Source organism: Actinocrinis sp. (genome assembly GCF_035653575.1).
Taxonomy (GTDB): Bacteria; Actinomycetota; Actinomycetes; order Streptomycetales; family Catenulisporaceae; genus Actinocrinis.
In genome coordinates this window covers 23207-37202 of record NZ_DASRBQ010000186.1, presented here as the reverse complement: position 1 = coordinate 37202, position 13996 = coordinate 23207, and the positions used below count along the sequence as shown (strand labels likewise).

The window sequence follows — 13996 nt, the reverse complement described above, 5'->3', positions numbered from 1 at the left end:
CAGGGCTAACTGAAGATCCCCTGACCCGGGGCCAGAATGCCGTGCGGGTCGTACCGATGCTTGGCCGCGCTGAAGAACCGCCACGCGTCGCCGTACTGGATGCGCCAGTCGCGGCTGGTCATCGGTATCGACCCGACCGGGTACTGGGTGCCGCCGAGCGCCTGCGCCTCCAGGTACAGCGCACGGTTGCCTTCGAGCATCGTCGCCGTGGGCAGCGCGTCGGTGTCCGGGGCGGCGGTTCGCAGCACCGCGAACAGGAACGTCAGTTCACTGTCAGGGGTGCGCAGCAGCGGCGCGTGCAGCTTGCCGCTCGGCACCGGATAGAGCAGCACGACGCCGCTGGCCCCGATGTCCGCCAGGGTGAGCTTGTCCATTACTCCGGTGACGTACGCGTCGGTCGCGGCGTCGGGCAGGAAGATGTTCAGCCAAGGGTGTGGGTCGAACCACTCGCCGGTGGACTTGAGGAAGGCGACGGCGGGCGCCAGGTCGTCTACGAAGTCTGTGTAGCTGAAATCCTGGATCTGCGGCGTGCCCTCGTATCCGAGGTCGCCGATCAGCGTCTGGTCGTTCGGCGGCGTGCCGTCATAATAGGCGGTCCCTTCGAGCACGAACTGCCAGCCGCCGCCGGTCACCGCGTTGGCCGCCCCTTCCAGCCAGTCGAACCTGCCGTCGCGCACGACCTTGCGCTGCGCCGCCGTGAGCGCGGACACGGAGGGGAACGTGAGCGTGTACTGCCTGGCCGAGGCGGGCGCCGGGATCAGCGGCAGGGTCGCGCTCGTGATCACGCCGACCTGGCCGAGCCCGGCCAGCGCCGCGTGGAACAGATCGGCGTGGCGCGAGGCCGAGCAGCGGACCACCTCACCGGTCCCGGTGACGACTTCGAGCTCGATGACGTTGTCGACCTGCGCGCCGAAGTGGTGCGTCGTGCCACCCAGGCCGCCGGCCGAGAGCGTGCCGCCGATCGACAGTTCGATGTAGTCGGTGAACACCGGCGGGGTCAGGCCGTGCGCCGTGCTCGCCGCCAGCAGCGCGCTCCACAGCGCACCCGCGCCGACCGTGGCCGTGCGCGCGGCGGGATCTACTGTGATCGAACTGAGCGGGCTCATGTCGATCACCAGGCCGCCGGACACCTGCGCCTGGCCGAAGGTCTGGTGCCCCTGGCCGCGCGGCGCCACCGCGATCCGCCGCGGACCGCAGAACTCGATCATCGCCGCGATGTCGCGCACCGATCCGGGTTCGAGCACCGCGCCGGGCACCCGGTGCACGATGTGCCCGAAGTCGTCCTCGAACGGCGCCAAATCGGCGGAATCGAGCAGCAGCCAGCCGTCCAGGCGCGGCACGTGGTCGAAACCGTCGCCGTGCGCGCCCGCCGTGTCCGACGCCCACGCCCTGGTGGCGTTGTCGAAGCCTGTCACCAGCACACCTGCCCCCACCGTCGCGCCGCCAAGCGCTCGCATGAAGCCCCGGCGACTCAAATCCGCACCCGCGTCCATCCGAGCTCTCCTTTTCCCATCAGGCAGCCTTCTGATAGTGAATACCAGACGGCGACACGCGACGAGGGGATTCCCGATGGCTGTCCAGAGACTTGCCGCACCGGCCCAGCGCGATCGCCTGTGGCTCGACCGGGAAACGGCGCAGGCCAACGCCTACGACGAGATCGGCTCCCGCTACGACGAGGCCTTCCCGCACAAGGAGGGCCAGCTGGCCTGCGCCGAGCAGCTGCTTGAGCGGCTGCGGCCCGGCGCCCGGGTGCTGGACGTCGGCGCCGGCACCGGTTTGCCGACGGCGCGTCAGCTCATCGAGGCCGGCTGCGAGGTCACCTGCCTCGACCTGGCCCCGGGCATGCTGGAACTGGCGCAGCGCAACGTGCCCGGCGCGACGTTCATCCTCGGCGACCTGCTCGACCTGCCCGACGAGCCCGGGCAATACGAGGCCGTAGTCGCTTTCTTCTCGCTGCTGCACCTGCCGCGCGCCCGGGTGCGCACCGCGATGAAGCTGATCGGACGCATCCTGATCCCGGGCGGATACTTCGCCCTCGCCATGGTTGAAGCAGACGTCGATGATGTGGCGATCCCGTTCCTGGGCAGCCGGATCCGGGTCACCGGTTTCCTGCGCGACGATCTACGGGCCCTGCTGCGCGAAACGGGTTTCGAGATCGCGTACGAGGAGGTGGTCTCCTACGCCCCGGAGACCTCCACCGCGCAGCCGGAGATCCAGCTGTTCCTGCTGTGCCGGCAGACCGCCGATCCGGAGCACTGGGGCTAGTCTTACCCTCCGCAGGGCTTGGGCCAGGCGACCTGGGGGAAGTGGACGGATGGACCTGCGCGACCAGTTGTGGTTCCTCAACGAGGCCACGACGCAAATCGGCGCGAGCCTGGACACGGTCGACATCGCGGAGAGCCTCGCCGGGGCGATGGTGCCGCGGCTGGCTGACTTCGCCTCGGTGCACCTGCTCGACGCCCTCTTCGTCGACGGGGCCCCCGCGCCGCCCGCGCCCCGCGCCACCGCGGCCAGCCCGCTGCGCCGCGTCGCCGTCGCGCACGACGAGTCGCCGGCCTTCTGGCGCGACGTCGTACCGGAAGGCGCGGTGCACCAGATGTACCCGGCCGGGCCGGGCTACGAGGCCATGGCGACCGGCGAGCCGGTAGGCCTCGACCGCGTCGACGACATCCACGCGGTCGCCATGTGCCGCACCCACCACACCGGCGACCTGCGGCCGCTGCTCGCGGACCGCGCGTACCTCGCGGTACCGCTGCTCGTGCGCGGGCGGGTGCTCGGCTGCGTCACGCTCACGCGCCGGCCGAACCGCCCGGCGTTCGACGACGTCGACGTGCTGACGGTCTGTCAGCTCGCCGCGCAAGGCGCCCTCGGCATCGACAACGCGCGGCTGTACCGGGCGCAGCGGGCTGCCACCGCCGAACTCCAGCGCGACGTGCTGCCCGCCACCCCGCCGACCGTGGCCGGCGTCGAGTTAGCGCACCGCTACCTGCCCGGCAATCCCTCGGTCGAGGTCGGCGGCGACTGGTACGACACCATCGCGCTGCCCGGCAGCCGAACGGCCATCGTGATCGGCGACGTGATGGGCCACGGCGCGCGGTCCGCGGCGAAGATGGGACACCTGCGCACCGCCGTGCAGACCCTGGCCGCGCTCGACCTGCCGCCCGACCAGATCCTGCGCCAGCTCGACAACCTGGCCCAGCGCCTGGGCGACGACCATCTGGCCACCTGCCTCTACGCGGTCTACGACCCGATCGCGCGCTGCTGCGTCCTGGCCAACGCCGGGCACCTGCCGCCGCTGCTGGTGCGCCGCGACGGCCGGATCGAGCGGGTCGAGGTGCCCACCGGCGCCCCGATCGGCGTCGGCGGCGTCGCGTTCGACACCGTGGAGATCACCATCCGCGACGGCGACACCCTGCTGCTCTACACCGACGGCCTGGTCGAGGAGCGCGGCCAGGACCTCGAGGAGCGCATCCGCGCGCTCGGCGAACGGCTGCGCGCACTCGACGCCCCGTCGCTGAGCCCCGACGCGCTGTGCGACGCGGTGGTCGCGACCGTGGAGCGCGACACATACGAGGACGACATCGCGGTGCTGGCCGCCCGGCTCGGCGGGATCCCGGCGCAGAACGTCGCCCACTGGCTGCTGGCCGCCCAGCCGGTCACCGTCACCCGCGCCCGGCGGCTGGTCGAGCAGACCCTGGCCGCCTGGGGCCTGTCCGCGCTCGGCGAGGTCGCGCAGCTGCTCGCCACCGAGCTGATCACCAACGCGATCAGGTACGCGACCCGGCCGATCGAGCTGCGGCTGCTGCGCACCAGCACCCTGCTGTGCGAGGTGCGCGACGACGACCACTACCTGCCGATCCTGCGCGAGGCCGGCGGCCTGGACGAGAACGGCCGCGGCCTGTTCCTGGTCAGCCGGCTGGCCCGGCGCTGGGGGGTCAGCCGCACGACGCACGGCAAGGTGGTCTGGTTCGAACTGGACCTCGGCGCGGCGGCCGGGCAGGACGGCCGGCCGCCGCGAGAAGGACGCGCCGCGCTCCAGCGCCCGCCCGTCCAATCTCCGCCGAGTTGAATTCCGCCGCCGCTCTTCCGGGTGCTATTCCACCCGTATGGCGGAAGGCGGGCCGGAATGGCTACCGCGCTGATTCAGTCGGAGCCGATTCAGGTAGGCGCAGATTCAGTGCGCTTCCTGGAATTTCACGATGAGATCCTTGGAGACCCGGCCGCGCTCGGAGACTTCGAAGCCCTGGGCCTTGGCCCATTCGCGCACCTCGGAGGTGTTCGGCCCGCCCTGCGCCGGCTTGCGCGCCGAGCCGCCGCGCCCGGCCGCCCGCCCGCCGCGGTCCCGGCGCGCCGCCTCGATGTACTTGGCGAGCGTGTCGCGCAGCTTCTTGGCGTTCTTCTCGCTCAGGTCGATCACATAGCGCGTGCCGTCGAGCCCGAACACCAGCGTCTCGTCGGCCTTGCCCCCGTCGAGGTCGTCGACCAGGGTGACCTCTACTTTCTGTGCCATGGAAATGCGCCTGCTTTCGGTGGAGTATGGTGCCGGGCGCGATCATAACACTCTATCCAAAAGCCTTAGCGTGAAACCCCGGCCGATTATCGGCTCTCCCACAGCCGCCGCTCTTTTCCCGGTACGCCGCGTGCCCATAGACTCACGCGCAGCGGCAGGCCGCGCTCGCCGCCGCACCGGACGGCGGGTGTGTGCAACTTGGTGAACTTTTTGGCCCGGTGATCAGGCCGGGGCTCTGCCTTCACTTGAGTGCGTAGGTGTATACGTTTTGGGATCCGCCGCGCACGACCCCATGGAGGACTAAGTGGTACTGCGTATGGTTCTCGGCCTGGTGCTGACGGCGGCGGCGTTCGCCGTCGCCGGACGCCGCGTCTGGATGCTCGTGCGGCTGGGCCGGGCCGGGCAGCCGGCCGAGCCCGGGCGCACGCAGGACGCCGGGCGCCGGCTGTGGGCGGTGCTCACCGAGGTCTTCGGGCAGCGCAAGCTGCTCAAGTGGACCGGCGCCGGTACCGCGCACTTCTTCGTGTTCTGGGGCTTCGTGATCCTCGGCGCCACGATCCTGGAAGGCTACGGCGCGCTGTTCCAGCGCGACTTCCACATCCCGCTGATCGGCACCGACACCTGGCTCGGCTTCCTCGAGGACTTCTTCATCATCGCGGTCCTGTGCGGCCTGGCCGCCTTCTCGGTCATCCGGCTGCGCCAGTCGCCCGAGCGCGAGGGCCGCCGCTCCCGCTTCTTCGGCTCGCACCTCGGCCCGGCCTGGTTCGTGCTGCTGATGATCTTCAACGTGATGTGGACGCTGCTGCTCTACCGCGGCGCCCAGATCAACACCGGCTACTTCCCGTACCGGCACGGGGCCTTCGCCTCGCAGCAGGTCGGGCACTGGCTGCACCCGCTCGGCCGCACCGCGAACGACGTGCTGGAGACGGCCGGCATCCTCGGCTCGCTCGGCGTCGTGCTCGCGTTCCTGGTGCTGGTCGTCTACTCCAAGCACATGCACATCTTCACCGCGCTGCCCAACGTCGCCTTCTCCCGCCGGCCGCGCGCCCTCGGCCCGCTGCTGCCGGTCTACTCCGGCGGGCAGCCGGTGAACTTCGAGGACCCGGGCGAGGACGACAAGATCGGCCGCGGCGCGATCGAGGACTTCACCTGGAAGGGCCTGCTGGACTTCGCTACCTGCACCGAGTGCGGCCGCTGCCAGTCGCAGTGCCCTGCCTGGAACACCGGCAAGCCGCTGAGCCCCAAGCTGCTGATCATGGGCCTGCGCGACCACGCCCTCGCCAAGGCGCCGTACCTGCTGGCCTCCTCTGACGAGGAGCGCGCCGCGCTGCCGCCGGAGGTCATCGCCGAGACCGAGCGGCCGCTGGTCGGCGGGTCGGACGTCAACGGCGTGATCGACCCGGACGTGCTGTGGTCCTGCGTGACCTGCGGCGCCTGCGTCGAGCAGTGCCCGGTCGACATCGAGCACGTGGACCACATCGTCGACATGCGCCGCTACCAGACGCTGATCGAGTCCGAGTTCCCGCGCGAAGCGCAGACGATGCTGCGCAACCTGGAGCGGCAGGGCGACCCGTGGGGCCGCGGCCAGAAGGCCCGCATGGAGTGGGCCGCCGGGCTGCCGTTCGAGGTGCGCGTCTTCGGCGAGGGCGGCGAGGAGAAGCTGCCCGAGGACGTCGAGTACCTGTTCTGGGTCGGCTGCGCGGGCGCGCTGGACGACAACGCCAAGAAGACCACGCGTTCGGTGGCCGAGCTGCTGCACGAGGCCGGGGTCGGCTTCATGGTGCTCGGCAGCGGCGAGAGCTGCACCGGCGACCCGGCCCGCCGGATGGGCCAGGAGCTGCTCTTCCAGGAGCTGGCGAAGCAGAACGTGGAGACGCTCAACGAGGTCGGCGCCAAGAAGATCGTGGTGACCTGCGCGCACTGCTTCAACGCGATCAGCAACGAGTACCCGCAGCTCGGCGGCACCTACGAGGTCGTACACCACACGCAGCTGCTGGCCAAGCTGGTCGAGGAGGGCAAGCTGGTCCCGGCCAACGAGGTGGACGCGGCGGTCACCTACCACGACCCCTGCTACCTCGGCCGGCACAACCGGGTCTTCAGCCCGCCGCGGGAGATCCTGGGCGCGGTGCCGGGCGTGCGGCTCACGGAGATGCCGCGCAACCGCGAGCGTTCCTTCTGCTGCGGCGCCGGCGGCGCACGCATGTGGATGGAGGAGACGATCGGCACGCGCATCAACGAGACGCGTACTGACGAGGCGCTGAGCACCGAGCCGGATCTGGTCACCGCGGCGTGCCCGTACTGCATCGTGATGCTGACCGACGGGCTCGCCAGCCGCAAGCAGCAGGGCAAGGCGTCGCAGGATGTGCGCGTGACGGACGTCTCCGAGGTGCTGCTGCGTTCGGTGCGTAAGAGTGGCGACGCGTCCGCGAGCTCCACGATCAGCGCAACGGAGTGAAACCACGCCCGGAAAGGAGCGTGGCGGCGGTTAATTGCGAGCGCGGGCGCGCGCGGCGGACGTATCGTCTTCGCCGTGCCGACCGACTCGATCACCGCCGCCACCTCCAGACCGGGCAGCTTGAGGAAGCCCGGTAGTTCCTCGCCGCTGCGCCAACGCCTGCGAGACGCGCTCAGCGGCGCGATCAAGAACCGCGACAAGGTAGCCGTGGCGGCGCTGCGCTCGACCCTCGCCGCCATCGACAACGCCGAGGCGGTGGAGGCGCCGCAGCGGACCGGCGAGCAGCTGGCCATCGAGCAGCTGCGGATCGGCGTCGGCAGCGCGGAGGTCGCCCGCCGGGAGCTGACGGAGGCGCAGATCGAGCGCATCGTCCGCGGCGAGCTGGCCGAACGCGAGGCGGCCGCGCGCGACTACCAGCGCGCGGGAAGGATCGAGCACGCCGAGCGGCTGCGCGGCGAGATCCGGGTGCTGAGCGAGCAGCTCGGCGACCGGCCCGCCGCCCCGTGAGCCTGCGGCCCCGAGCGCCCGGCCCTTGACATTGGTCTAAACCAGCTGGATCGTGTGAGCGACCGGGGATGGGTCCGTGCTCACACGCCAGGAGGCGTATATGCGCATGTCCATGCGCAGACTCACCCTGCTCTCGGCCACCTCGCTGCTCACCGCCTGCGCTCTCGTCGCGCCCACGACGAATGTGCTTCCCACCGCGTCGGGACATGCGCCCGCCGCGGCCCGGGCGGCCACCGCCACTGCGGTCCAGATCTACGGGGCCTGGCACTGCAGCAACGACGCGTGCACCTGGGGAACGGTCCGCACGATCGCGGACTTCGACGCCAACAACCACTGGCTGATCGACCGCGGCGACGGCCGGCCGTCGGTCAACCTGGTGGTGCTCAGCTTCGTCAATCCGCTCAGGCTGCTCGACGGCACCAACGACGCCGGCGACGCGAACGGCGTGCCGGTCGGCATGACGCAGGACATCGTGAACTACTTCACCGGCCACGGAATCCGCGTCATGCTCTCCATCGGCGGCATCACCTACGTCAGCGACTGGGACACGGCGCTGTCGCAGAACCCGACCCTGCTCGGCCAGAAGGCCGCCGCGCTCGCCACCCAGCTCGGCGTCGGCATCGAGATCGACTACGAGAACAGCTCGAGCCCCAACCTGACCGGCCTTCAGGCCTTCATCAACGCCTACCGCGCCGCGCATCCGTACGACGCGACCGGCGCCGACCCCACCGCCCGGCTGACCATCGACGTGGCCGCCGGCGACCGCTGGCTCATCGGCCTGGACCAGTACGCCACGGCTAACTGGCTGACCACGAGCAACCCGGTGCTCGACTACGCCAACGCGATGGTGCCCTCGAAGCAGCCCTCGGCCTCGACGGCCGAGTCCAACTGGCTTGAGCACGTCGACGGCAAGCCCAACTACTCTCCGGCGATCCCGCCGCTGGCCCCGGCCAAGTTCACCGGCTCGCTGTACATCGCCGAGGGCTCGCAGGTGCGGCCGGAGTGCACGAACTTCGCCTCGTCGCTGCAGAACTCGACCAGCTCCTTCGTGCAGACCGTCGCCCCGGCCGGCGCGGGGAGCACGTCCGGGATGCTCGGCTACATGTTCTGGGCGGCGGACACCTCTTCCGCCAGGGGCGTCACCACTGACCCGCCGAACACCTGCCAGGGCGGCGTCGGCGCTGGAGCGACCGCGCTCAGCGTTCCGATCCCGATGCCGGCACTACGGCAGAACTGACCGCGCAGGATGGTCGGCCGCGGCGCAGGCCGACCCCACGCTCGACACCGCAGTCACCCGGCACTGCATTGATCTGACGCTGTATTCGTCTGACTCTGCATTGATCTGACACTGCACTTCATCTGACACCGCATTGATCTGACACCGCATTGATCTGACCAGCGATCAGCGCAACCGGTTGGCCCGCCGTCTGCTGTTGCCGGTCCATGCGCACATCGTCGAGGTTGAACCGCTGCACGATCGTAACCGTGCCGTTCGTCGAACCGCCGTCCACCGCGAAGGCTTCCGCAGCACGGCACTGCACCTGCGCCTGCTGTTCCGCATTCCTCACCACTGGTCCTCTCGCCTGCCCGAATCGGCTAGAGAGCGGGCCTGTGACGCCAGGGGGATGGGTTGCGCAACGCCACAGGCCCGCGGGGAGACGCGGCGCGAGATGTCTGGGTCGAAAGGTCCACGCGCGCCTGCCTTGCGAAACAGGGACCTGCATCCGCATTTGCGTTACATCCCGCTGCGGCGCCGCCTACCCGGCGCTGTCCGACGCCACCCGGCGCTCTGCTCGGTCGCTCGCCCGCCCGCGCGGCCGCCGCCGCGCCCCGGGCGGCCATCGTCGCCCGGTCCTGCGAGGATGGTCCCGACACCAAGATCAAGCCCCGCCCGGGGCGCGAGCAGAGGAGCACCGATGGCCAAGCCGCCCGTTCCGGCGAAGATCGACCAGTTCCTGGCCCAACCCAACCCCGCCGTGATCGCCACCGTGCGGCCCGACGGCCAGCCGGTGTCCGTGCCGACCTGGTACGTCTGGGAGGACGGCCGGGTCCTGGTCAACATGGACGAGGGCCGCAAGCGGCTGGCCTACCTGCGCGCCGAGCCGAAGGTGGCGCTGACCGTGCTCGTGGACGGCGACTGGTACTCGCACATCAGCCTCACCGGCCGGGTCGTCTCGATCGAGGACGATCCGCAGCTGACCGACATCGACCGCATCGCCCGCCACTACGGCAACGAGGGCGGCTACCCGGTGCGTGACCGCCGCCGGGTGAGCGCGTGGATCGAGATCGACTCCTGGCACTCCTGGGGCGGCCACTTCCGCGACGCGGGAGCCTGACGGCCGTGGCGGCGCGGCAGAGCGCGGGGATCCTGCTCTTCCGGCTCGACCCGGACGGGCCGCGGGTGCTGCTGGTCCACCCCGGCGGGCCGTTCTGGGCGCGCAAGGACGAGGGCGCCTGGTCGATCCCCAAGGGGGAGTACGAGCCCGGAGCCGATCCCCGCGCCGCCGCGCTGCGCGAGTTCGAGGAGGAGCTCGGCCGCCCGCTCGCTCCTGCGGACGCGGCGCGGCTGATCGACCTCGGCACGGTCCGCCAGCCCGGCGGCAAGCTCGTCACCGCCTGGGCGGCGCGCGGCGAGCTCGACCCCGAAACCGTGATCAGCAACACCTTCGAGATCGAGTGGCCGCCGCGCAGCGGCCGGCTTCGGCAGTTCCCTGAGATCGACAGGGCCGCCTGGTTCACGATCGAGGAGGCCCGCGTGAAACTGCTGCGCGGACAACTTCCCTTGCTTGACGCGCTACTCGTGCGATTGTCGCAGGTCCCGGACGAGTAGCGGGCCGGGGCGCGGGGCGGGCTCCGACCTGCGAATCAGGACTCTCATTCAAGATTCCGGGCCATTCGGCTGACCGCGCAGGGACCGTGCGACCGATCGTTAAGACACTTCCAAGCCCGCCCGCGGGGTATTCACAGCCCATACGGATCCTTATTAAGGTGGGTCGCCGAGTGACTGTCGGCTGAAACCTGTGAGACGGATGGTGACGGATGAGCGGTCAGGGACTGCGCGGCGCTCACGTGACGACGGAGCGAGGCGGCGGTCCGGCGATGCGCCGGTCGGCCGGCCTCGGGATCGACGCGCGCGCGGCGGGGCACACCCTGCGCGGCGGCAAACAGGTGCTGCGGCCCGTCTCGCTGTCCATCCGCCCCGGCTCCCTGGTCGCGATCATCGGCCCGAGCGGCGCGGGCAAGACCCTGCTGCTCGACGCCCTCGCCGGGGTCACCCTGCCGACCGAGGGCGTGGTGATGCACGACGGCGCCACCTGCCGGCCGCGCGACGACCTCGCCGTCGCGCCGATCGGGTACGTGCCGCAGGACGACATCATCCACCAGTCGCTGCCGCTCGGCAGGACCCTGCGATACGCGGCCCGGCTCCGGCTGCCCGCGCGCACCACGGACGCGCAGATCGAACAGGAAGTCAGCGAGGTCCTCGCCGCCCTCGGACTGAGCGAGCAGGCCGGCACCCGGGTCAGGCTGCTGAGCGGCGGCGAGCGCAAGCGCGCCAGCATCGCGGTCGAGCTGCTCTCCCGGCCCACCGCGCTGTTCCTCGACGAGCCGACCTCGGGGCTCGACCCGGCGATGGCCGCCGACCTGGTGGACCTGCTCGATCGGATCGCGGCGGGCGGCACCACCGTCGTCTTCACCAGCCACAACCCGCAGGACCTGGCCGGCTGCGACCTGGTGCTCGTGCTCGCCGCGCAGGGACAGCTCGCCTTCGCCGGCTCCCCGGCCACCGCGCTGGCGCACTTCGGCGTCGACAGCTTCGACGAGATCTACCGGGCGCTGGCGCGGCAGCCCGACCCACAGATATGGGCCGAACGCCTTCCCTCCGGCATCGCCACCGCCGTGCCGATCCGCGGCACCCGCATGGCGCAGGTCGGCGGCCCGGCGCCGGCGCCCGGCCGGCGGCTCGGCGCGCTCGGCCAGTGGCGGCTGCTCACCCGCCGCAGCCTCGACCTGCTGACCCGCAGCCGGCTCACCCTGGCGATCCTGCTCGGCTCCCCGCTCGTCATCCTCCTGATGTTCCTGATGATGTTCCGGCCCGGGGCGTTCGACTTCGCCGACCCGAGCCCGAACACCTCGATGATGATCCTGTTCTGGATCGCCTTCGGCGGCTTCTTCTTCGGGCTGACCTACGGCCTCTCCCAGATCTGCGACGAGTTCGCGATCCTGCGCCGGGAGCGGATCGTCGGCGTGCGCATCCTGCCGTATCTGGCCTCGAAGTTCACGGTGCTGCTGCCGGCGCTGGCCGCCGTGGACGCGCTGCTGCTGGCGACGCTGAGCGCCACCGGCCGGCTGCCCGCGCTCGGCGGCGCGGACTGGGGCCGGATGTTCGCCACCCTGCTGCTGTGCTCGGCCGCGGCGCTCGCGCTTGGCCTGCTCGCCTCGGCCTCGGTCTCCGCGCCGTCCCAGGCCACGCTGATGCTGCCGATGCTCTGCTTCCCGCAGGTGCTCTTCGTCGGCGCGTTCCTCCCGGTGCCGGTGATGGCGCTGCCCGGGCGGGCGGTGAGCTACCTGATGTCGAACCGGTGGGCGTTCGACGCGCTGGGAACGACCGCGGGCCTGCCGGCGCTGTGGCGGGACGGCGGCTCTCCGCTCGGGCCGCCGCTGCTGGCCTCATACGGGGACACCTTCGACGGCTCGGTCCCCAGGGAGTGGATGCTGCTGGCCGGCTTCATGCTGCTGTTCCTGATCGGGGCCGGCCTGGTGCTCTCCCGCAAGACGCCGCGGCGCCGGCGCACCAGCCGATAGCCCGCCGGGGCGCGACGCCGTGCGACGCGGCGCGCCCTCACCGCGGCCCGCGCGTCCCCCGAACCGTCAGCGCATTGCGACCTCCGCCACCCCGGGGCGAAGAGATGATGAAGATCCTTCCCAGTCCTGGCAGCCTGCTGCGATCCAGCGAGCCCGCCGGATTCCTGACCGAATACCCGCAGTACGAGCGCACCCGCCTGCTCGACGAGGCGCGCCGCACGGAGTACGCCCACCTGGACCGCACCGGCCACGTCTACCTCGACTACACCGGCGCCTGCCTGGCCGCGACCGCGCAGTACCAGGCGCACAGCGAGCGCCTCACCGACCAGTGCTTCGGCAATCCGCACTCGGAGAATCCGGCGTCGCGTGCCTCCACCGAACGGATCGAGCGGACCCGCGCCGCGGTCCTGGCCCACTTCAACGCCGACCCGGCCGAGTACGCGGCGATCTTCACCGCGAACGCCACCGCGGCCTGCCGGCTGGTCGGTGAGTCGTACCGGTTCGAGCACGACAACCGGCTGGTCCTCACCTTCGACAACCACAACTCGGTCAACGGTCTGCGCGAATTCGCCCGGGCCCGGCGCACCGCGGTCAGCTACGTCTCCGGTGACGGCCAGGACCTGCGCACGGACACCGCACTGGTCGAGTCGGCGCTCAGCCGTCATGTCATCGGGCGGCGCGGCCCGGCCGGCCTGTTCGCCTACCCCGCGCAGAGCAACTTCTCCGGGGTGCGCCATCCGCTCGACTGGGTGGAACTGGCGCACCGGCACGGATTCGACGTGCTGCTCGACGCCGCGGCCTACGTGCCCACCAACCGGCTCGACCTGTCCCAGGTGAAACCGGAGTTCGTCACGGTCAGCTGGTACAAGCTGTTCGGCTATCCGACCGGCCTCGGCTGCCTGATCGCGCGCCGCGAAGCGCTCGCGCGGCTGCGCAGGCCGTGGTTCTCCGGCGGCACGATCCAGGCGGTCAGCGTCCAGGGCGACTGGCATGTGACGGCTCCGGACGAGTCGGCGTTCGAGGACGGCACGGTCAACTTCCTCGCCATACCGGACGTCGAGTTCGGCCTGCGCTGGCTGCGAAACCTGCGACTGGACTTGATCGGCGAACGGGTGCACTGCCTGACCGGCTGGCTGCTGCGGCGGCTCGGCGAGCTTACGCACAGCAACGGCGCACCGATGGCCCGCATCTACGGACCGCGCGATACGACAGACCGCGGCGGCACGGTCGCGTTCAACTTTCTCGACCCGCAAGGCCACGTGGTGGACGAACGGCTCGTCGAACGCGAGGCCGCCGCGGCGAAGATCAGCCTGCGCACCGGCTGCTTCTGCAATCCCGGCGCCGGCGAACTGGCCTTCGGCATCGGCCGCAGCGCCCTGCGCGGCCGCATCAGCCGCAGGTCCCGGGGCATCGACGACTATCTTCGTAACCTGCGGCTGCCGAGCGGCGGGGCGGTCCGCGTCTCGCTCGGCCTGGTCTCGAACGTGGCCGACGTCGAGGGCTTCATCGCGTTCGCCGAGCGCACCTACCGCGACCGGCTGGCCACCTCGGAGGGCTTGCCGGCGCGGGAACGCTGCTGACCGCCGTCTGACCTGGGAACACCCCTGTTCTATAACGTTTCGGGCACCAAGCGAAGCCACCCTCAACCGCCGTACCTTGTCAGGCGTCAAGAGAGTGCGAACCCGATGGAACGGGTACGCCGCAGGAAAATGAACGTGCGT

12 protein-coding genes are annotated in these 13996 nt (G+C 70.8%); 9 read left to right on the top strand and 3 right to left on the bottom strand.

Annotated features, from left to right (window positions below; genetic code table 11):
• Positions 1-5: 5 nt before the first annotated feature.
• Positions 6-1493: an FAD-binding protein gene (locus tag VFA06_RS25415; protein WP_324843246.1), complete on the bottom strand. Its 1488-nt coding sequence runs from the start codon at positions 1491-1493 to the stop codon at positions 6-8.
• 76 nt (positions 1494-1569) lie between these two features.
• On the opposite strand from VFA06_RS25415, the gene VFA06_RS25410 reads away from it, so the two are divergent.
• Together VFA06_RS25410 and VFA06_RS25405 are read left to right on the top strand one after the other, a co-directional pair.
• Positions 1570-2265: a class I SAM-dependent methyltransferase gene (locus tag VFA06_RS25410; RefSeq protein ID WP_324843245.1), complete on the top strand. Its 696-nt coding sequence runs from the start codon at positions 1570-1572 to the stop codon at positions 2263-2265.
• A 49-nt stretch (positions 2266-2314) separates the two neighbouring features.
• Complete coding sequence (locus tag VFA06_RS25405) at positions 2315-4069, top strand: ATP-binding SpoIIE family protein phosphatase (protein ID WP_324843244.1); 1755 nt, start codon at positions 2315-2317, stop codon at positions 4067-4069.
• Between the two features lie 105 nt (positions 4070-4174).
• Here VFA06_RS25405 and VFA06_RS25400 read toward each other — a convergent pair whose 3' ends face one another.
• Positions 4175-4510: an Lsr2 family protein gene (locus tag VFA06_RS25400; protein WP_324843243.1), complete on the bottom strand. Its 336-nt coding sequence runs from the start codon at positions 4508-4510 to the stop codon at positions 4175-4177.
• Positions 4511-4814: 304 nt separating this feature from the next.
• On the opposite strand from VFA06_RS25400, the gene VFA06_RS25395 reads away from it, so the two are divergent.
• From VFA06_RS25395 to VFA06_RS25385, 3 genes are all read left to right on the top strand, one after another.
• Complete coding sequence (locus VFA06_RS25395; RefSeq protein ID WP_324843242.1) at positions 4815-6965, top strand: (Fe-S)-binding protein; 2151 nt, start codon at positions 4815-4817, stop codon at positions 6963-6965.
• A 75-nt stretch (positions 6966-7040) separates the two neighbouring features.
• Positions 7041-7472, top strand: coding sequence for a hypothetical protein (locus VFA06_RS25390; RefSeq protein WP_324843241.1), 432 nt, complete (start codon positions 7041-7043; stop codon positions 7470-7472).
• 106 nt (positions 7473-7578) lie between these two features.
• The gene (locus VFA06_RS25385; protein ID WP_324843240.1) at positions 7579-8709 is read left to right on the top strand and encodes a hypothetical protein; all 1131 of its coding nucleotides are present in this window, start codon (positions 7579-7581) and stop codon (positions 8707-8709) included.
• Between the two features lie 118 nt (positions 8710-8827).
• On the opposite strand, the gene VFA06_RS25380 is transcribed toward VFA06_RS25385, so the two are convergent.
• Positions 8828-9040, bottom strand: a complete 213-nt coding sequence (locus VFA06_RS25380; protein WP_324843239.1) for a hypothetical protein — start codon at positions 9038-9040, stop codon at positions 8828-8830.
• A 348-nt stretch (positions 9041-9388) separates the two neighbouring features.
• Here VFA06_RS25380 and VFA06_RS25375 point away from each other — a divergent pair, with 348 nt between their 5' ends.
• From VFA06_RS25375 to VFA06_RS25360, 4 genes are all read left to right on the top strand, one after another.
• The gene (locus VFA06_RS25375; protein ID WP_324843238.1) at positions 9389-9808 is read left to right on the top strand and encodes a PPOX class F420-dependent oxidoreductase; all 420 of its coding nucleotides are present in this window, start codon (positions 9389-9391) and stop codon (positions 9806-9808) included.
• Between the two features lie 5 nt (positions 9809-9813).
• Entirely contained in the window at positions 9814-10302 is a 489-nt protein-coding gene (locus tag VFA06_RS25370; protein WP_324843237.1) for an NUDIX domain-containing protein, read from the top strand.
• A gap of 209 nt (positions 10303-10511) precedes the next feature.
• Positions 10512-12275 carry an ABC transporter ATP-binding protein gene (locus VFA06_RS25365; protein ID WP_324843236.1) on the top strand — a complete coding sequence of 588 codons (1764 nt, stop codon included), beginning with the start codon at positions 10512-10514 and terminating at the stop codon, positions 12273-12275.
• Between the two features lie 104 nt (positions 12276-12379).
• Positions 12380-13855 carry an aminotransferase class V-fold PLP-dependent enzyme gene (locus VFA06_RS25360; protein ID WP_324843235.1) on the top strand — a complete coding sequence of 492 codons (1476 nt, stop codon included), beginning with the start codon at positions 12380-12382 and terminating at the stop codon, positions 13853-13855.
• Positions 13856-13996: the final 141 nt, after the last annotated feature.

What these genes read in the sequence shown, in the direction of transcription:
- VFA06_RS25415 (WP_324843246.1), bottom strand. Translation starts at nt 1,493, where the DNA reads ATGGACGCGGGTGCGGATTTGAGTCGCCGGGGCTTCATGCGAGCGCTT.
- VFA06_RS25410 (WP_324843245.1), top strand. Translation starts at nt 1,570, where the DNA reads ATGGCTGTCCAGAGACTTGCCGCACCGGCCCAGCGCGATCGCCTGTGG.
- VFA06_RS25405 (WP_324843244.1), top strand. Translation starts at nt 2,315, where the DNA reads ATGGACCTGCGCGACCAGTTGTGGTTCCTCAACGAGGCCACGACGCAA.
- VFA06_RS25400 (WP_324843243.1), bottom strand. Translation starts at nt 4,510, where the DNA reads ATGGCACAGAAAGTAGAGGTCACCCTGGTCGACGACCTCGACGGGGGC.
- VFA06_RS25385 (WP_324843240.1), top strand. Translation starts at nt 7,579, where the DNA reads ATGTCCATGCGCAGACTCACCCTGCTCTCGGCCACCTCGCTGCTCACC.
- VFA06_RS25375 (WP_324843238.1), top strand. Translation starts at nt 9,389, where the DNA reads ATGGCCAAGCCGCCCGTTCCGGCGAAGATCGACCAGTTCCTGGCCCAA.
- VFA06_RS25365 (WP_324843236.1), top strand. Translation starts at nt 10,512, where the DNA reads ATGAGCGGTCAGGGACTGCGCGGCGCTCACGTGACGACGGAGCGAGGC.
- VFA06_RS25360 (WP_324843235.1), top strand. Translation starts at nt 12,380, where the DNA reads ATGATGAAGATCCTTCCCAGTCCTGGCAGCCTGCTGCGATCCAGCGAG.